General features: G+C 71.0%; 12 protein-coding genes. 6 read left to right on the plus strand and 6 right to left on the minus strand.

The genetic code is table 11. From position 1 onward, the window contains the following. The first annotated feature begins 90 nt into the window (after positions 1-90). Positions 91-555, plus strand: coding sequence for a redox-sensitive transcriptional activator SoxR (gene soxR / locus ABZ887_RS25390; protein ID WP_361293195.1), 465 nt, complete (start codon positions 91-93; stop codon positions 553-555). 186 nt (positions 556-741) lie between these two features. On the opposite strand, the gene ABZ887_RS25395 is transcribed toward soxR, so the two are convergent. Both ABZ887_RS25395 and ABZ887_RS25400 read right to left on the minus strand, forming a co-directional pair. Continuing rightward, the gene (locus ABZ887_RS25395; RefSeq protein ID WP_361293197.1) at positions 742-1,809 is read right to left on the minus strand and encodes an RNA ligase (ATP); all 1,068 of its coding nucleotides are present in this window, start codon (positions 1,807-1,809) and stop codon (positions 742-744) included. 186 nt (positions 1,810-1,995) lie between these two features. After that, positions 1,996-2,598 carry a hypothetical protein gene (locus ABZ887_RS25400; RefSeq protein ID WP_361293199.1) on the minus strand — a complete coding sequence of 201 codons (603 nt, stop codon included), beginning with the start codon at positions 2,596-2,598 and terminating at the stop codon, positions 1,996-1,998. 268 nt (positions 2,599-2,866) lie between these two features. Here ABZ887_RS25400 and ABZ887_RS25405 point away from each other — a divergent pair, with 268 nt between their 5' ends. Next, positions 2,867-5,653, plus strand: coding sequence for a penicillin acylase family protein (locus ABZ887_RS25405; protein ID WP_361293201.1), 2,787 nt, complete (start codon positions 2,867-2,869; stop codon positions 5,651-5,653). A gap of 68 nt (positions 5,654-5,721) precedes the next feature. On the opposite strand, the gene ABZ887_RS25410 is transcribed toward ABZ887_RS25405, so the two are convergent. Both ABZ887_RS25410 and ABZ887_RS25415 read right to left on the minus strand, forming a co-directional pair. Then, positions 5,722-7,041: a serine-threonine protein kinase gene (locus tag ABZ887_RS25410; RefSeq protein ID WP_361293203.1), complete on the minus strand. Its 1,320-nt coding sequence runs from the start codon at positions 7,039-7,041 to the stop codon at positions 5,722-5,724. An 80-nt stretch (positions 7,042-7,121) separates the two neighbouring features. Then, positions 7,122-8,363, minus strand: a complete 1,242-nt coding sequence (locus ABZ887_RS25415) for a DUF1343 domain-containing protein (protein ID WP_361293205.1) — start codon at positions 8,361-8,363, stop codon at positions 7,122-7,124. Between the two features lie 272 nt (positions 8,364-8,635). Here ABZ887_RS25415 and ABZ887_RS25420 point away from each other — a divergent pair, with 272 nt between their 5' ends. From ABZ887_RS25420 to ABZ887_RS25435, 4 genes are all read left to right on the plus strand, one after another. Next, on the plus strand, positions 8,636-9,400 hold the full coding sequence (locus tag ABZ887_RS25420) for an SDR family oxidoreductase (RefSeq protein WP_361293207.1): 765 nt from the start codon (positions 8,636-8,638) through the stop codon (positions 9,398-9,400). Then, on the plus strand, positions 9,397-11,073 hold the full coding sequence (locus ABZ887_RS25425; RefSeq protein WP_361293209.1) for an AMP-binding protein: 1,677 nt from the start codon (positions 9,397-9,399) through the stop codon (positions 11,071-11,073). Before ABZ887_RS25420 ends, ABZ887_RS25425 begins: the two co-directional genes overlap by 4 nt. A 29-nt stretch (positions 11,074-11,102) precedes the next feature. Beyond that, positions 11,103-11,696, plus strand: coding sequence for a TetR/AcrR family transcriptional regulator (locus tag ABZ887_RS25430; RefSeq protein WP_351703894.1), 594 nt, complete (start codon positions 11,103-11,105; stop codon positions 11,694-11,696). Between the two features lie 77 nt (positions 11,697-11,773). Then, on the plus strand, positions 11,774-12,487 hold the full coding sequence (locus tag ABZ887_RS25435; protein ID WP_361293211.1) for a methyltransferase domain-containing protein: 714 nt from the start codon (positions 11,774-11,776) through the stop codon (positions 12,485-12,487). Positions 12,488-12,590: 103 nt separating this feature from the next. On the opposite strand, the gene ABZ887_RS25440 is transcribed toward ABZ887_RS25435, so the two are convergent. Together ABZ887_RS25440 and ABZ887_RS25445 are read right to left on the minus strand one after the other, a co-directional pair. Continuing rightward, the gene (locus ABZ887_RS25440; RefSeq protein ID WP_361293213.1) at positions 12,591-13,805 is read right to left on the minus strand and encodes an acyl-CoA dehydrogenase family protein; all 1,215 of its coding nucleotides are present in this window, start codon (positions 13,803-13,805) and stop codon (positions 12,591-12,593) included. A gap of 6 nt (positions 13,806-13,811) precedes the next feature. After that, complete coding sequence (locus ABZ887_RS25445) at positions 13,812-14,834, minus strand: phosphotransferase family protein (protein WP_361293215.1); 1,023 nt, start codon at positions 14,832-14,834, stop codon at positions 13,812-13,814. Positions 14,835-14,841 lie beyond the last annotated feature (7 nt).

Below are 14,841 nucleotides of genomic sequence, written 5' to 3' on the forward strand. Positions count from 1 at the left end.
GTGCATTGTCTAAGCAACTGCTTAGCATGGTCCGGTACGGGCCCCCTGTCAACGGACCGCGACCCGCGTCCGGTGGGTAGTCTCTACGGGGTGCCGCAGATTCCCGAGAAGATCCACGAGCTGACCGTGGGCCAGTTGTCCGCGCGCAGCGGCGCCGCCGTCTCCGCGCTGCACTTCTACGAGTCCAAGGGCCTCATCAGCAGTCGGCGCACCTCCGGCAACCAGCGCCGCTACAGCCGCGACACGCTCCGCCGCGTCGCCTTCGTCCGGGCGGCGCAGCGGGTCGGCATCCCCCTCGCGACGATCCGCGAGGCCCTCTCGGAACTCCCCGAGGAACGCACGCCGACCCATGCGGACTGGGCCCGCCTCTCGGAGGCCTGGCGTACGGAGCTGGACGAGCGCATCAGACAGCTGAACCGGCTCCGCGACCACCTGACCGACTGCATCGGCTGCGGGTGCCTGTCCTTGAGCAGCTGCGTGCTGTCCAACCCGGACGACGCGTTCGGCCAACGCCTGGCGGGCTCGCGCCTGCTGCCGGAGAGGGGGCGGCCGTAGTTCGGGTGCGGGTGCGTGGGGGCTGGTCGCGCAGTTCCCCGCGCCCCTGAAGGGGCGCCTCAGCCGCGGGCGCCTTGTCAGCTGACCCAGCTGCGGGCAGGCGTGCCGCAGGGCGGCACGGGTGGGCGCGGCGGCACCCTGCCAGCGCCGGTAAGCGTCCCCCCCCCCGGCCCCCACCCCGGCCCCCTACTCGAACTCCGTCCCGCCCTTCCGCGTCAGGTACGCCGGGCTCACCGCCTTCGCGATCGCCCGCCCCCCGGTCACCGTGCTGTACCGCTCCACGACCGGACGGATCACCACGCCCTCGCGCAGGTGCAGCCCCCGCCCGGACACGGTCTCCCGCCCGCTCGCCACCTCCAGCACCCGGTCGATGTCGTACGGCCCCTCGAACAGCCGTGGCACCAGCGGCAGTTCGCCCGCCAGGAACTCCGCCGAGTCCAGCCACCGCACCGCCCCGTCGAACTCGGCCGACACGTCGAACGCGGCGAACCCGAGGGACTCCCGTCGACCGTCGGCGCCGTACGTCAGGTCCTGGACCCCCGCCCCGTACACCTCCCCGAAGATCCCGACCCGGCGCGCGCCGAGCCGTTCGGCGAGTCGGCGGGCCGCCTCGGCGACGCCGTGGCCGCGCACCGCCCGCCAGTAGAGGTTGCGCGGATCCTCCTTGAGGGCCAGGGACTTCGCGCCGAAACCCTTGGAGGACACGTACACCCGGTCCGTATCGGCGACATAGGTGACCAGGCACGCCGAGCCGTGCAGCTTCTCGGTGAGGACCACCGGTTCGCCGGGCTCGAAGATGCCGGGATAGCGCTGGATGTTCTCGATGTCGACCCAGGGCAGCAGATCGGGTGCCGACTCGATGTCCCCGTCCATCGTGGGCGGGACCGGCGGCACCCACTTGGTGATGCCGAGCGTCTCCGCGAAGTCGGTGCCCTCCGCCGCGGCCCGTACCAGGTCGACGTCGGCCAGCGCCTTCGGACGGCACACGATGCCCTGCGACAGCTCGCCGCGCAGCCGTACCGCCCGGACCCGGTCCGCGTTGCTCCCCGCCAGCCGCCCGGTCAGCCCCAGCTCCTCGATCAGCCCGGCCGGCAGTACGGCCTGTTCGGGGATGTAGAGGGCGGAGTCGCCGGTGCGGTACACGCCCTTGGCGACGACCGCGCGGTAGAGGCCCACCTGGGCCAGCTCCAGCGCGTCGGCGTTGGGGTGCTCGTGGACGGTCAGCACTTCGGCGGTGACGCGCAGCGTCGACATCGGTGCTCCTCGCTCGGAGGGAACCCGCGGGGTTCCTCAGCTGGGTTTCATCGGACCCAACTCTCCGGACGGGAAACGGGTGGAACCAGCGGATTAGCCGCTGCTATGGGGTCGTCGTGAGCGGTCGCCCGCCATGGGCCGCCGGGCAGTTGGGGGGTGCGGCATCCCCGGCGCACCCCCACGTGGTCAGGCCGACATGAGAAGCCGCCCGCGCCTGGCACAGGCCAGGGCCTCGGGGGTGAGCACCGGACGCGGCACCAGGATCCCGCAGTCCGTGCAGACCGGACCGGCGGAGGGCTCGTGGTCCAGGTCGTACTTCCAGATGAGGCGCTCCCCGGCGCACACCGGGCAGACCGTGCCCGGCTCGCGCTCCAGGGCGGCGATCAGCCGTCGCAGCACCTCGGCGAGTGGTTCGTCGGGATGGACCCGTGGGTCGTCGCACCAGGCCACTCCGAATCCGCCCCAGGTCAGCCGGTGCCAGTCGTCCACGCTGCCCGGGCGGCGCAGCCCGTCGTGCTTCTCCTTCTTGCGGCGCTCGGCGAACTCGCCCTCATAGGCGAGCCATACCGTCCGCGCCTCCTCGAGCTCCTCCAATGCGCCCACGAGACGCACCGGATCGGGGGACCGGTCCTCGGGACCGAACCCGGCCCGGGAGCAGAGATGGTCCCAGGTCGCGCGGTGCCCGTAAGGAGCGAACCGCTCCAGGCACTTGCGCAGCGAGTAACGCCGTAGCGCCAGATCGCACCGTGGGTCTCGCACCTGTCTCGCCAGACTCCGGAAACCGGCCATCGCCCTGCACCTCCGTCACACCTGCACCTGTACTTCGGTCACTTCGGCGTCGCCGCACGGGCTTCGCGCGGCGTTGCCGTATAGACGTATCGACACTCGAATCGGCTCCATCGGATTTCCGATGCCGTCCATAAGGCCGCCCGCCTTGACCGATGGCCGGTGACGCCACCGACGCGGGCGACCACTCCAAAACTTGACGCATGTTCATCTTCAATCCCGGGGATACCGGCGGTAACGTCCGGCACCACCCCCGTCGTGAGGAGCCGCCATGCCCCGGCGCACCAGACATCACGCGTTGTTCGACAAACTGAGAACTCCCCGCAAGCTCCCCGGGTTCCTGAAAGCCGCATCCGTATGCGTCCTCATCGCCGGCCTGCTCTCCCCGCTGGTCCAGGCGACTCCGGCGGCGGCCGCGGCGTCCAACGACTACTGCGGCGGCCAGTGTTCCGACATCCTGCCGCCCGGCGAGAACGGCAACGCCACCCTCGCCCAGATCCTGCTCAACCAGATCTTCGGCACCCAGCCCGACCACGCCGAGGACCAGCTCGGCACCTACAACAGCCTGGCCACGGGCTACTCCACCCTCACCGACGCGAAGATCAACACGTTCTTCAACGACTCGTCGTTCGGGGTCGCTTCCGATCAAGTCGCCTCCACCGAGAACCCGGCCGGCCGCAGCGACGTCACCATCGTCCGCGACAAGAAGACCGGTGTGCCTCATATCACCGGTACCACCAGATACGGCACGGAGTTCGGTGCGGGGTATGCCGCCGCTGAGGACCGGCTGTGGCTCATGGACGTGTTCCGGCACGTCGGCCGCGGCCAGCTCACCACCTTCGCCGGCGGCGCCGCCTCCAACCAGGGCCTCGAGCAGGAGTTCTACCGCAACGCCCCCTACTCCGAGGCCGACCTCCAGGCGCAGATCGACAACGCCGTCGCCAACAACGGCACCCGCGGCCAGCAGGCCCTCGACGATGCCAACGCCTACCTCGCCGGCATCAACTCCTACATCGACGCCTCCGACAGCGGCCGGTACTTCCCCGGAGAGTACGTGCTGACCGGGCACAAGGACTCGATCACCAACGCCGGCACGATCGACCACTTCAAGATCACCGACCTGGTGGCGCTGGCCTCCGTGATCGGCGCGCTGTTCGGCTCCGGCGGTGGTGGCGAGGTCAACAACGCCATATCGCTGCTCGCCGCCCAGGAGAAGTACGGCGTGACGGAGGGCACCAAGGTCTGGGAGTCGTTCCGCGAGCGCAACGACCCCGAGGCCGTGCTCACCGTCCACAACGGCGAGAGCTACCCGTACGGCACCAAGCCCGACAACCCGCAGGGCGAGGCGCTGCCGGACGCCGGTACGGTGACGACCGAACCACTGGTCTACAACGCCACCGGCACCGGTGCCGACCAGAGCGCCACCGCGGCCGCCGAGACGGCGACCAAGACCGCGCTCAGCTCGGCCAGACGCGGCATGTCCAACGCCCTCGTCGTCAGCGGCAAGTACACCGCGAGCGGCCACCCGATCGCCGTGTTCGGACCGCAGACCGGCTACTTCGCCCCGCAGCTGCTCATGCTCCAGGAGATCCAGGGCCCGGGCATCAGCGCCCGCGGCGCCTCCTTCGCCGGCCTGAGCATGTACGTCGAACTGGGCCGCGGCCAGGACTACGCGTGGTCCGCCACCACCTCCGGGCAGGACATCATCGACTCCTACGCGGTCGAACTCTGCCAGGACGACTACCACTACCTGTTCCACGGCACCTGCACGGCCATGGACGAGGTCGAGCAGACCAACTCCTGGAAGCCGACCACGGCCGACGGCACGGCCGCCGGCTCGTACACCATGAAGGTCTGGAAGACCAAGTACGGCCCCGTCGAATACCGGGCCACCGTCGGCGGGAAGAAGGTCGCCTACACCACCCTGAGATCCTCGTACATGCACGAGGCCGACTCGATCATCGGCTTCCAGATGCTCAACGATCCCGACTACGTGAAGAGCCCGCAGACCTTCCAGAGCGCGGTGCAGCACATCAACTACACGTTCAACTGGTTCTACGCCGACTCCACGCACACCGCGTACTACAACAGCGGCAACAACCCGGTGCGGGCCACCGGGGTCGACGCCGAGTTCCCGGTCTGGGGCCAGGCCGCCTACGAGTGGCAGAACTGGAACCCGACCACCAACACGGCCGACTACACCCCGGCCGCCCAGCACCCGCAGTCGATCGACCAGGACTACTACGTCTCCTGGAACAACAAACAGGCACTGAACTACACGACCGCGAGCTGGGGTGACGGCTCGGTCCACCGCGGCAACCTGCTCAACGACCGGGTGAAGAAACTCGTCGCCGCAGGTGGTGTCACCCGCTCTGTGCTTGTCAAGGCCATGGCAGACGCATCGCTCACGGACCTGCGGGCCGAGGACGTGCTGCCGAACCTGCTCAAGGTGATCAACAGCAGTACGGTGACCGACTCCACGGCCGCCGCGGCCGTCACCAAGCTCCAGACCTGGCTGACCGCGGGCGGCAAGAGAACGGAGACCTCGGCGGGCTCGAAGACGTACGCCAACGCCGACGCCATCCGGATCCTGGACGCCTGGTGGCCGCTGCTGGTGAAGGCCGAGTTCCAGCCGGGCCTCGGTGACGACCTGTACACCGCGTTCACCAACAACCTGTACATCGACGAGACCCCGTCGGCCGCCCACGGCCCGACCGGTGCGCATGCCGGAAGCTCCTTCCAGTACGGCTGGTGGAGTTATGTCGACAAGGACATCCGGTCGGTGCTCGGGCAGACCGTGTCGGGACCGCTCGCCGAGCAGTACTGCGGCGGCGGCAGCCTCAGCGCCTGCCGGGACATCCTCATCAGCACCCTGAAGACGGCGGCCGGCACGAGCGCGTCCACCGTCTACCCCGGGGACTCGCTGTGCTCGGCGGGCGACCAGTGGTGCGCCGACTCGATCGTGCAGCGCACCCTGGGCGGCATCAAGCACTACAACATCAGCTGGCAGAACCGGCCGACCTTCCAGCAGGTCGTGGAGTTCACCTCACACAGGTGATCCGCACACAGGTGAGCCGCACACCGGTGAGCCGCACACCGGTGGGCTGACGCCCCACGGCGGCGGGGTCATGCGATGTGCCCCGCCGCCAGCACCACCCGGGCCAGTTCGGGGTGCACGATGTCGCTGTGCGCCCCGGACGGCGGCCCGCCCTTCTTCACGACCGCCGCCGCGTCGACGTTCACACAGCCCGGCGCGGCGAGCGGGCCGCGCAGCGCCGCCGCGAGGTCCAGCGAACGGGTGCCCGGCACCTCCTGGACGCCGTCGTGGCCCATCGCACCCCACCTGTCGCCCAGCATCCGCCCCACGTCCTCGCCCAGTGCCGACTCGCAGTCGTCCGCCATCCGCGAGGCCAGCGGATAGATCGTGCCGAGTGCCTCGTCGAAGTGGGAGTAGCAGCACACCAGCGGGCCGTCGATCCGGTTCTGCTGCCCCTGGAGCACCCCGCCGGCGCGCGGGTCGTGGGGCAGCCGGGCGGCGAACGCGTAGTGCGAGAAGGCGCCCTGCAGCAGGGTCACGGACTTCACCGTGTGCACCCCGTCCGGCAGCCCGCGCAGCGCGAACGACACCAGCCGCCCGCCGAAGCTGTGCCCGACCAGATGCACCCGCACGTCCGGTGCCGCCGCGGCCAGCTGCCCGATCACCCGCCCGAGCCCACGTTCCCCGACGGTCCCCGCGCGCCGCTTCATCGCGTAGTACGTCGCCTGCCGCAACAGCTCCTTCGCGCCGTCCCAGGGGTTCGGCAGCGCGAACCCGGCCGCGGCGCCGCCCCCGTGGAGGGCGGCCAGCGCCGCCGCGAACTCCTCGCACAGGGTCGCCGTGTCCCCGGTGAACAGCACCGGGTCGCTCTGCGGGACGCCCTCCGCCAGCGTGTCCGCCGCGAACAACGGCTGCGGGCCGCCGGGGACCACCTCGACCAGCAGCCGTACCAGCCGCCCGAACTCCGCCAGCTCGTTCGCCGGCCGCTGGTCCAGCATCCGCGCGATCTGGTCGACCACGGTGGCCCGCCCCGGGAACGTCTCCAGGAGCGCGTGCCGGGTGTCCTGGTCGAGGGCGGGCGCCGGTGACTCCTCGGTCTCCGTGGCCACCACCGACTTGGGGAAGTCGGGGATCGGCTCGTCGCAGAACCGCATCGACGGCCAGATCACCCCGGCGTACCCGATCCGCGCCTTCGGGGCGAGCTTCGGGATCGGCGCGAAGAACCGCCGGTACAGGCGGGTCGCGCCCGAGCGGTCGTTGTTCCAGCCGTGCGCGAAGACGATCAGGTCATGGAGGCCGTGGCCGCCGATCTCGCCCAGCAGCCGGTCGCGTTCGGCGCCGTCCGGGTCCCCGTCCGCATCGAAGGTCAGCTCCCAGTAGGGAGCCACACTCATCCCAGGATCCGCCATACCAGGCTCCTCGTCCCCCGAACCGGTGCGATGTGCGCGCATCGTCCCGCCGCGGGGCAAGGTTGGCCATACACCGCGCCTCACCTGTAGAGGAGAAATTCCTTTCGGACCCGGCGGAATGCGGCGAGTTCGTCCTGCCAGGCGCCGACGACCTCGTCCGGGCCCGCGCCGGCGTCGATCATCGTGCGCACGCGCGTGGACCCGGTGAGCCTGTCGATCCAGTCGTCCTCGCGCCAGGCGAAGCCGCTCCACACCTTCCTCGCGGTGACCAGCAGGGCGATTCCGGTGCGTACCGGGTCGTAGGCGGCCCGGTCGCGCACATGGATCTGCACCCCGCCGACGGTCCTGCCCTGGAACTTGGAGAAGGTCGGCGCGAAGTAGGCCTCCCGGAACCGCACGCCCGGCAGCGCGAGTTCGCTGGCCGCGGCGGCCCAGCGCGCGTCGATGCCCTCCGCGCCCAGCAGTTCGAAGGGGCGGGTGGTGCCGCGGCCCTCGGACAGGTTGGTGCCCTCGAAGAGACAGGTCCCCGAGTAGACCAGGGCGGTGTCCGGGGTGGGCATGTTGGGACTCGGAGGCACCCACGGCAGGCCGTACGCGTCGAAGAAGCGGGAGCGGCGCCAGCCCGTCATCGCTACGACGTCCAGCGGGACCGGCGGGTCCAGGAACTCCGCGTTGAACAGCCGCGCGAGCTCGGCGACCGTCATCCCGTGCGCCTGCGCGATCGGCTGCCGGCCGACGAAACTGGCGAACTCCCGGTGCAGGACCGGGCCCTCGGCCGTGCGGCCGGTCACGGGGTTCGGCCGGTCGAGGACGACGAAGCGCTTGCCGGCCAGCCGGGCGGCCGCCATGCAGTCGTACAGCGTCCAGATGTACGTGTAGAAACGGGCGCCGACGTCCTGGATGTCGAAGACGACGGTGTCCACGCCGGACGCGGTGAAGACGTCGGCGAGGGGCTGACCGCTCTTGAGATACGTGTCGTAGACGGGGAGGCCGGTCGCCGGGTCGTCGTGGCGGCCCTCGGAGCCGCCGGCCTGGGCGGTGCCGCGGAAGCCGTGCTCGGGGCCGAAAACGGCCCTGAGCTGCACGCGGGGGTCGGCGTGCATGACGTCGACGATGTGGCGGGCGTCCTGGGTGATGCCGGTGGGGTTGGTGACGATGCCGACCTTCTGGGCGGCGAGGAGGGCGTAGCCGTCGGCGGAGAGGTGGTCGAAGCCGGTCTTGAGGGCGCCGTGGGCGTCAGCTGTGGTCGCCGTGGGTAGGGCTGTGGCGACTGCTGCCGTTGCCGTGGCCGCGGTGAGCAGACTTCGTCTGGACGGGCGCATGGGGGTGGCCTCCGTCGGTGTCCGGGTGCGGGTCGTTTGTGGCTGGTCGCGCAGTCCCCGCGCCCCTAGGGGGTTGCGGTCGTCCCTTGTCGGACAGCGGCCCCGCGTCCCTGAGGGTGGGTGCGGTCGTCGCGTGCCGGCCGGTGACCCTGCGTCCCTGCGGAGCGCGCCTGCAGCTAGGGGGTGTGACGGTCGCCCTTTTCTCAAACATACCGACCGGTTAGTGTGTCGGTGCTGAGCCGAGTCTGGTCGCGTCGTGTCGAAGGAGACCGATGGTGGGAGCCGTGCAAGATGCCCGAGTCGTCGTCACCGGGGCGGGAGGGGGCATCGGGGCCGCCCTCGCCCGCCGGTTCGCCGCCGAGGGCGCCCGCGTCGTCGTGAACGACCTGGACGGGGCCAAGGCGGCCGCCGTCGCCGAGGAGATCGGCGGGATCGCCCTTCCGGGGGACGCGTCCGGCATCGTCGGCGCCGCCCGGGACGCGCTCGGCGGGAGTGTCGACGTCTACTGCGCCAACGCCGGGCTCGGGTCGGGTGGGTCCGAGGCGGCCGAGCCGGCCGTGTGGGAGTCCGCCTGGGACGTCAACGTCATGGCTCATGTGCGGGCCGCCCAGGAACTGGTGCCGGAGTGGCTGGAGCGGGGGAGCGGGCGGTTCGTGTCCACCGTGTCCGCCGCCGGACTGCTCACCATGATCGGCGCCGCGCCCTACAGCGTGACCAAGCACGCCGCCTACGCCTTCGCCGAGTGGCTGTCACTGACGTACCGGCACCGTGGCCTGAAAGTGCACGCCATCTGCCCGCAGGGCGTCCGTACCGACATGCTCGCCGCCACCGGCAGCGCCGGCGATATCGTGCTCCAGCCGACCGCCATCGAACCGGAGGACGTCGCCGAGGCGCTGTTCAAGGGGATGGCGGAGGACCGGTTCCTGATCCTGCCGCATCCCGAGGTCGCCGACTTCTACCGGGCACGGGCCACCGACCCGGACCGCTGGCTGACGAACATGAACCACATCCAGCAGAAGTGGGAGGCCACCCGGTGACCGTGTCGGAGACCGAGTCGATCTACGCCGCCCGGCCGTGGGTGGGGCTGCTCAACGACGCCCAGCGCGGGCCGGTCGACCCGCCCGCCTCGCTGGTGCACGCCCTGCGGGCCGCCGTGGCCGAGGCGCCCGCCCGCACCTGCCTCACCTACTTCGACGCCCGCCTCAGCTTCCGCGAGGTCGACGAGCTGAGCGACTCGGTCGCAGCCCATCTCGCCGAGCGCGGCCTGGAGCGCGGCGACCGGGTCGCCGTGATCCTGCAGAACTCGCCGCACTTCGTGCTCGCGCTGCTCGGCGCCTGGAAGGCGGGCGCGACCGTCGTACCGGTCAACCCGATGTACAAGTCGGGAGAGGTCACGCACGTCCTGCGGGACGCCGAGGTGAGCGCGCTGGTCTGCTCGCAGCGGGCCTGGGAGTCGTATCTGCGCGACACGGCCGCCGACTCGCCGGTGCGGATCGTGCTCACCGCGAGCGAGCTGGACTTCCAGACGCGTGACGACGCGCGCGTGCTGGCCTTCGAGCGGCTGCCGCAGGCCGCCGACGCCGAGGACCTGATCGCCGTCGCCCGGCGGGGCGGGAAGGCACCCGAGGGGCGCGATCCCGAGCCCTCCGACATCGCGCTGATCAGCTACACCTCGGGGACCAGTGGCACCCCCAAGGGCGCCACCAACCTGCACAGCAACATCATGTACAACGCGGAGCGGCAGCGGACCGGGCTCGCGCTGCCCGACGCGCCGGTCTACTACGCCCTCGCGCCCCTCTTCCACATCACCGGCATGGTCTGCCAGCTCTGCGCCTGTCTCACCAGCGTGGGCACGCTCGTGCTGACCTACCGCTTCGAGCCGGGCCTGGTCCTGGAGGCGTTCGCCGAGCACCGCCCGCAGTACACCGTCGGCCCGTCCACCGCGTTCATGGCCCTGGCCGCCCATCCGGACGTCACCCCGGAGCACTTCGCCTCCTTCGTCAACATCTCGTCGGGCGGCGCGCCGCTGCCGCCGGCCCTGGTGGAGAAGTTCCGCGCCGGGTTCGGGCCGTACATCCGCAACGGCTACGGGCTGACCGAGTGCACCGCGCCCTGCGCCTCCGTGCCGCCGGAGCTGGAGGCGCCCGTCGACCCGGTCTCCGGGACCCTCGCGGTCGGGGTGCCCGGCCCGGACACGGTCGTCCGCATCATCGACGACGAGGGCAACGAGCTGCCCTTCGGCGAGCAGGGCGAGATCGCCGTCCGCGGGCCGCAGGTGGTGCCCGGGTACTGGCGGCGGCCCGAGGCCACCGCCGAGACCTTCCCGGACGGCGAACTGCGCACCGGCGACATCGGGTTCATGGACCCGCAGGGCTGGCTGTACGTCGTCGACCGCAAGAAGGACATGATCAACGCGTCCGGCTTCAAGGTCTGGCCGCGCGAGGTCGAGGACGTGCTGTACACCCACCCGGCGGTACGCGAGGCGGCAGTCGTCGGGGTGCCGGACGGGTACCGCGGCGAGACCGTCAAGGCCTACATCAGTCTTCGCCCGGGAACTGCAACCGACCCGGACGATCTCGCCCTCTATTGCAAGGAGAGACTGGCCGCTTACAAATATCCGCGCCAGGTGGAGATCCTGCCCGACCTGCCGAAGACGGCAAGTGGGAAGATCCTCCGACGGGAACTGCGTTCCCGACCGCAACAGGGTTAGTGGATCTACGAGAAAGGCAGGTGGCGGCAGTGCCCAGGACGACGGACGGAGACGGGGCTCCTGTTCCGCAGCGGCTTCTTGCCGCCGCCACCCGGCTCTTCGCGGAGCAGGGGTACGACCGCACCTCCGTGCAGGAGATCGTGGAGGCGGCCGGCGTCACCAAGGGGGCGCTGTACCACTACTTCGGCTCCAAGGACGACCTCCTGCACGAGGTGTACGCGCGCGTGCTGCGCGTCCAGCAGGAGCGGCTCGACGCCTTCGCGAACGCGGACGAGCCGATCGAGAAGCGGCTGCGGGGCGCGGCGGCGGACGTGGTCGTCACGACCATCGAGAACCTCGACGACGCGATGATCTTCTTCCGCTCCATGCACCACCTGAGTCCGGAGAAGAACAAGCAGGTGCGCGCCGAGCGCCGGCGCTACCACGAACGCTTCCGCGCGCTCGTCGAGGAGGGCCAGCGCGAGGGCGTGTTCTCCACCGCGACCCCGGCCGACCTCGTCGTCGACTACCACTTCGGCTCGGTCCACCACCTGTCGACCTGGTACCGCCCCGACGGCCCCATGACCCCCCAGGAGGTCGCCGACCACCTGGCCGACCTGCTGCTGCGGGCGCTGCGCCCCTAAGGGCCGGACCGGAGAACACCCGGATCGTCCGCGCCACCGATGGCGGCGCGCCGATGCGTCCGCATAGTCTCGCCGGCATGGCAGATGCGTTTGCGGGCGTCCGGCTGCTCGGCCCGCCAGTGACCGACGGCGAGTACATCGGGCTGAACGAGCAGGAGACGGTGCACCTGCACGAGTACACGCGGATCTACGCCGTGCGCGGCCTCTACGAGCATGTCGTCCAGGAGCGGCTGCAGTGCGTGTCGCCGCAGGTCGCGGCCGAGGGTCTGCTGCGCGCGGTCACGCGCCTCGGCTTGGCGCCGGAGTCGATGACGGTCCTTGACGTGGGCTCCGGCACCGGACTGGTCGGCGAACTCGTGCGTGGTGGCGGCGTGGCCCGGGTCGTCGGGGTCGACGCGCTGCCGGCGGCGCGCGAGGCGTGTCTGCGCGACCGGCCGGGCGTCTACGCCGACTACGTGGTCGGCGACTTCCAGCTCGGCGACGGACTCCGTGCGGCACTGAGCCCGTACGCGTTCGGCGGGCTGGTGTCGGCCGGCGCGTTCGGCGGTACGCACGCCACACCGCGGGCTCTGGTGAACGCGCTCGGGGTCCTGCCGCCCGGCGCGCCCGTGGCCTTCACCCTCCACGAGCAGTGGATGGACGAGGCGGATCCGGACGGGTTCGGCGTCGCCGTCGAGCGGCTGGTGGCCGACGGACGCCTCGAACTGCTGGAACGGACCCGGTTCCGGCACCGGGTGACCACGACCGGCGAGCCGATCTTCTACCAGCTCGTGGTGGGTCGGACGGGCTGAGGCCGACGGTGAAGGGCCGGTACGGGCGGGGCGAAGGGCCGGTACGGACGAAGGGCCGGTACGGACATCCCCGATGTCCGCCCGGCCCCTCACCGCCCGTCGCCTACAGGTACTTCTTCAGCTCCCGGCGCGCCAGCGAGCGCTGGTGCACCTCGTCCGGGCCGTCGGCGATCATCAGGGTGCGGGCCCCGGCGTACAGGTCGGCCAGCGGGAAGTCCTGGCTGACGCCGCCCGCGCCGTGCAGCTGGATCGCCCGGTCGATGATGTCGACGACCGCCCGCGGCGTGGCGATCTTGATGGCCTGGATCTCGGCGTGGGCACCCCGGTTGCCGACGGTGTCCATCAGCCAGGCCGTCTTGAGGACCAGCAGCCGCAGCTGCTCGACCGTCACCCGGGCGTCGGCGATCCAGTTGTGCACCACACCCTGCTGGGCCAGCGCCTTGCCGAAGGCCTGCCGGGAGACGGCCCGGCGGCACATCAGCTCGATCGCCCGCTCGGCCATGCCGATCAGCCGCATGCAGTGGTGGATACGGCCCGGGCCGAGCCGGGCCTGGGCGATGGCGAAGCCGCCGCCCTCCTCGCCCACCAGGTTCGACACCGGCACGCGCGCGTGGTCGAAGACCACCTCGGCGTGGCCGCCGTGCGAGTGGTCCTCGTAGCCGAAGACCTTCATCGCCCGCTTCACGGTGACGCCCGGGGTGTCGCGCGGGACCAGGACCATGGACTGCTGGCGCCGGATGTCGGTGCCGTCCGGGTCGGTCTTGCCCATCACGATGAAGATCCTGCAGTCCGGGTTCATCGCCCCGGAGATGTACCACTTGCGGCCGGTGATGACGTAGTCGTCGCCGTCCCGCTCGATGTACGTGGTGATGTTGGTGGCGTCCGAGGAGGCCACCTCCGGCTCGGTCATGGCGAACGCGGAGCGGATCTCACCGGCGAGCAGCGGCTCCAGCCACTGCTTCTTCTGCGCGTCGTCGCCGAACTGGGCCAGCACCTCCATGTTCCCGGTGTCCGGTGCCGCGCAGTTCAGCGCGGTCGGCGCCAGGTGCGGGGAGCGGCCGGTGATCTCGGCGAGCGGCGCGTACTGGAGGTTGGTGAGCCCCGCGCCGTACTCGGCGTCCGGGAGGAAGAGGTTCCACAGGCCCTGCCTGCGCGCCTCGGCCTTCAGCTCCCCGACCACGGCCGGGGTGTCCCACGGCGAGGCCAGTCCGGCCCGCTGCTCCTCGGCGACCGCCTCGGCCGGGTAGACGAACTCGTCCATGAAGGCGAGCAGTTGGGCGCGCAGCTCCTCGGTGCGCGCGTCGAACGCGAAGTCCATGGCCGGTCAGCCTTCCTGAAGAGTGGTCAGTCCGTGGTCGATGAAGACGGGGACGAGCTCGCCGATGCGGTCGAAGCCCTGCCCGAGCGTCTGGCCCAGCGTGTACCGGTAGTGGATGCCCTCCAGGATCACGGCGAGCTTGAACCAGGCGAACGCCGTGTACCAGGAGATGTGCGAGACGTCCCGCCCCGAGCGGGCGGCATAGCGCTCGACCAGCTCACGCGGGTCCGGGTGGCCCGGCGCCTCGGCCGTCGTCGACACCGGCGAGTCGGGCGCGCCCAGCGGCAGGCTGTACATCACCAGCAGGCCCAGGTCGGTCAGCGGGTCGCCGAGCGTCGACATCTCCCAGTCGAGGATCGCCTTGATCCTGTCGTCGTCGCCGATCAGGACGTTGTCCAGGCGGTAGTCGCCGTGGATCACCGTGGGCGCGGGGGAGTCGGGCAGCCGGCGGCCCAGGGTCGCGTGCAGCTCGTCGATGCCGGCCAACTCGCGGTTGCGGGAGGCGTCCAGCTGCTTGCCCCAGCGGCGCAGCTGGCGGTCCAGGAAGCCCTCCGGGCGGCCGAAGTCGGCGAGACCCACCTCCGCGGGGTCCACGGCGTGCAGCTCGACCAGCGTGTCCACCAGGGACAGCACGGCGTTGCGGGTGCGCTCGGGGCCGAGCGGCGCGAGCTGCTCGGAGGTGCGGTACGGGGTGCCCGCCACGAACTCCATCACGTAGAACGGCGCGCCGAGGACCTCGTCGTCCTCGCACAGCAGCACCGGGCGCGGCACCGGTACCTCGGTCGGGTACAGCGCGCTGATCACCCGGTGCTCGCGCTTCATGTCGTGCGCGGTGGCCAGGACGTGGCCCAGCGGCGGCCGGCGCACCACCCACTTCGAGGCGCCGTCGGAGAGCGCGTAGGTGAGGTTCGACCGTCCGCCCTCGATCAGCCTTCCGGTCAGCGGACCGGTCACCAGGCCGGGGCGCTCGCGGTCGAGCAGGCCGCGCAGCCGGTCGAGATCGAGTCCGGGCGGGTGGTCGGGGCTCATGCATCGC

The sequence above is a fragment of the Streptomyces sp. NPDC047061 genome, assembly GCF_040643955.1.
Taxonomy (GTDB): domain Bacteria; phylum Actinomycetota; class Actinomycetes; order Streptomycetales; family Streptomycetaceae; genus Streptomyces.

Coding starts and splice junctions, on each gene's coding strand:
- ABZ887_RS25395 (WP_361293197.1), bottom strand. CDS start 1,809: ATGTCGACGCTGCGCGTCACCGCCGAAGTGCTGACCGTCCACGAGCAC.
- ABZ887_RS25420 (WP_361293207.1), top strand. CDS start 8,636: ATGGTGGGAGCCGTGCAAGATGCCCGAGTCGTCGTCACCGGGGCGGGA.
- ABZ887_RS25415 (WP_361293205.1), bottom strand. CDS start 8,363: ATGCGCCCGTCCAGACGAAGTCTGCTCACCGCGGCCACGGCAACGGCA.
- ABZ887_RS25445 (WP_361293215.1), bottom strand. CDS start 14,834: ATGAGCCCCGACCACCCGCCCGGACTCGATCTCGACCGGCTGCGCGGC.
- ABZ887_RS25410 (WP_361293203.1), bottom strand. CDS start 7,041: ATGGCGGATCCTGGGATGAGTGTGGCTCCCTACTGGGAGCTGACCTTC.
- ABZ887_RS25400 (WP_361293199.1), bottom strand. CDS start 2,598: ATGGCCGGTTTCCGGAGTCTGGCGAGACAGGTGCGAGACCCACGGTGC.
- ABZ887_RS25435 (WP_361293211.1), top strand. CDS start 11,774: ATGGCAGATGCGTTTGCGGGCGTCCGGCTGCTCGGCCCGCCAGTGACC.
- ABZ887_RS25440 (WP_361293213.1), bottom strand. CDS start 13,805: ATGGACTTCGCGTTCGACGCGCGCACCGAGGAGCTGCGCGCCCAACTG.
- ABZ887_RS25405 (WP_361293201.1), top strand. CDS start 2,867: ATGCCCCGGCGCACCAGACATCACGCGTTGTTCGACAAACTGAGAACT.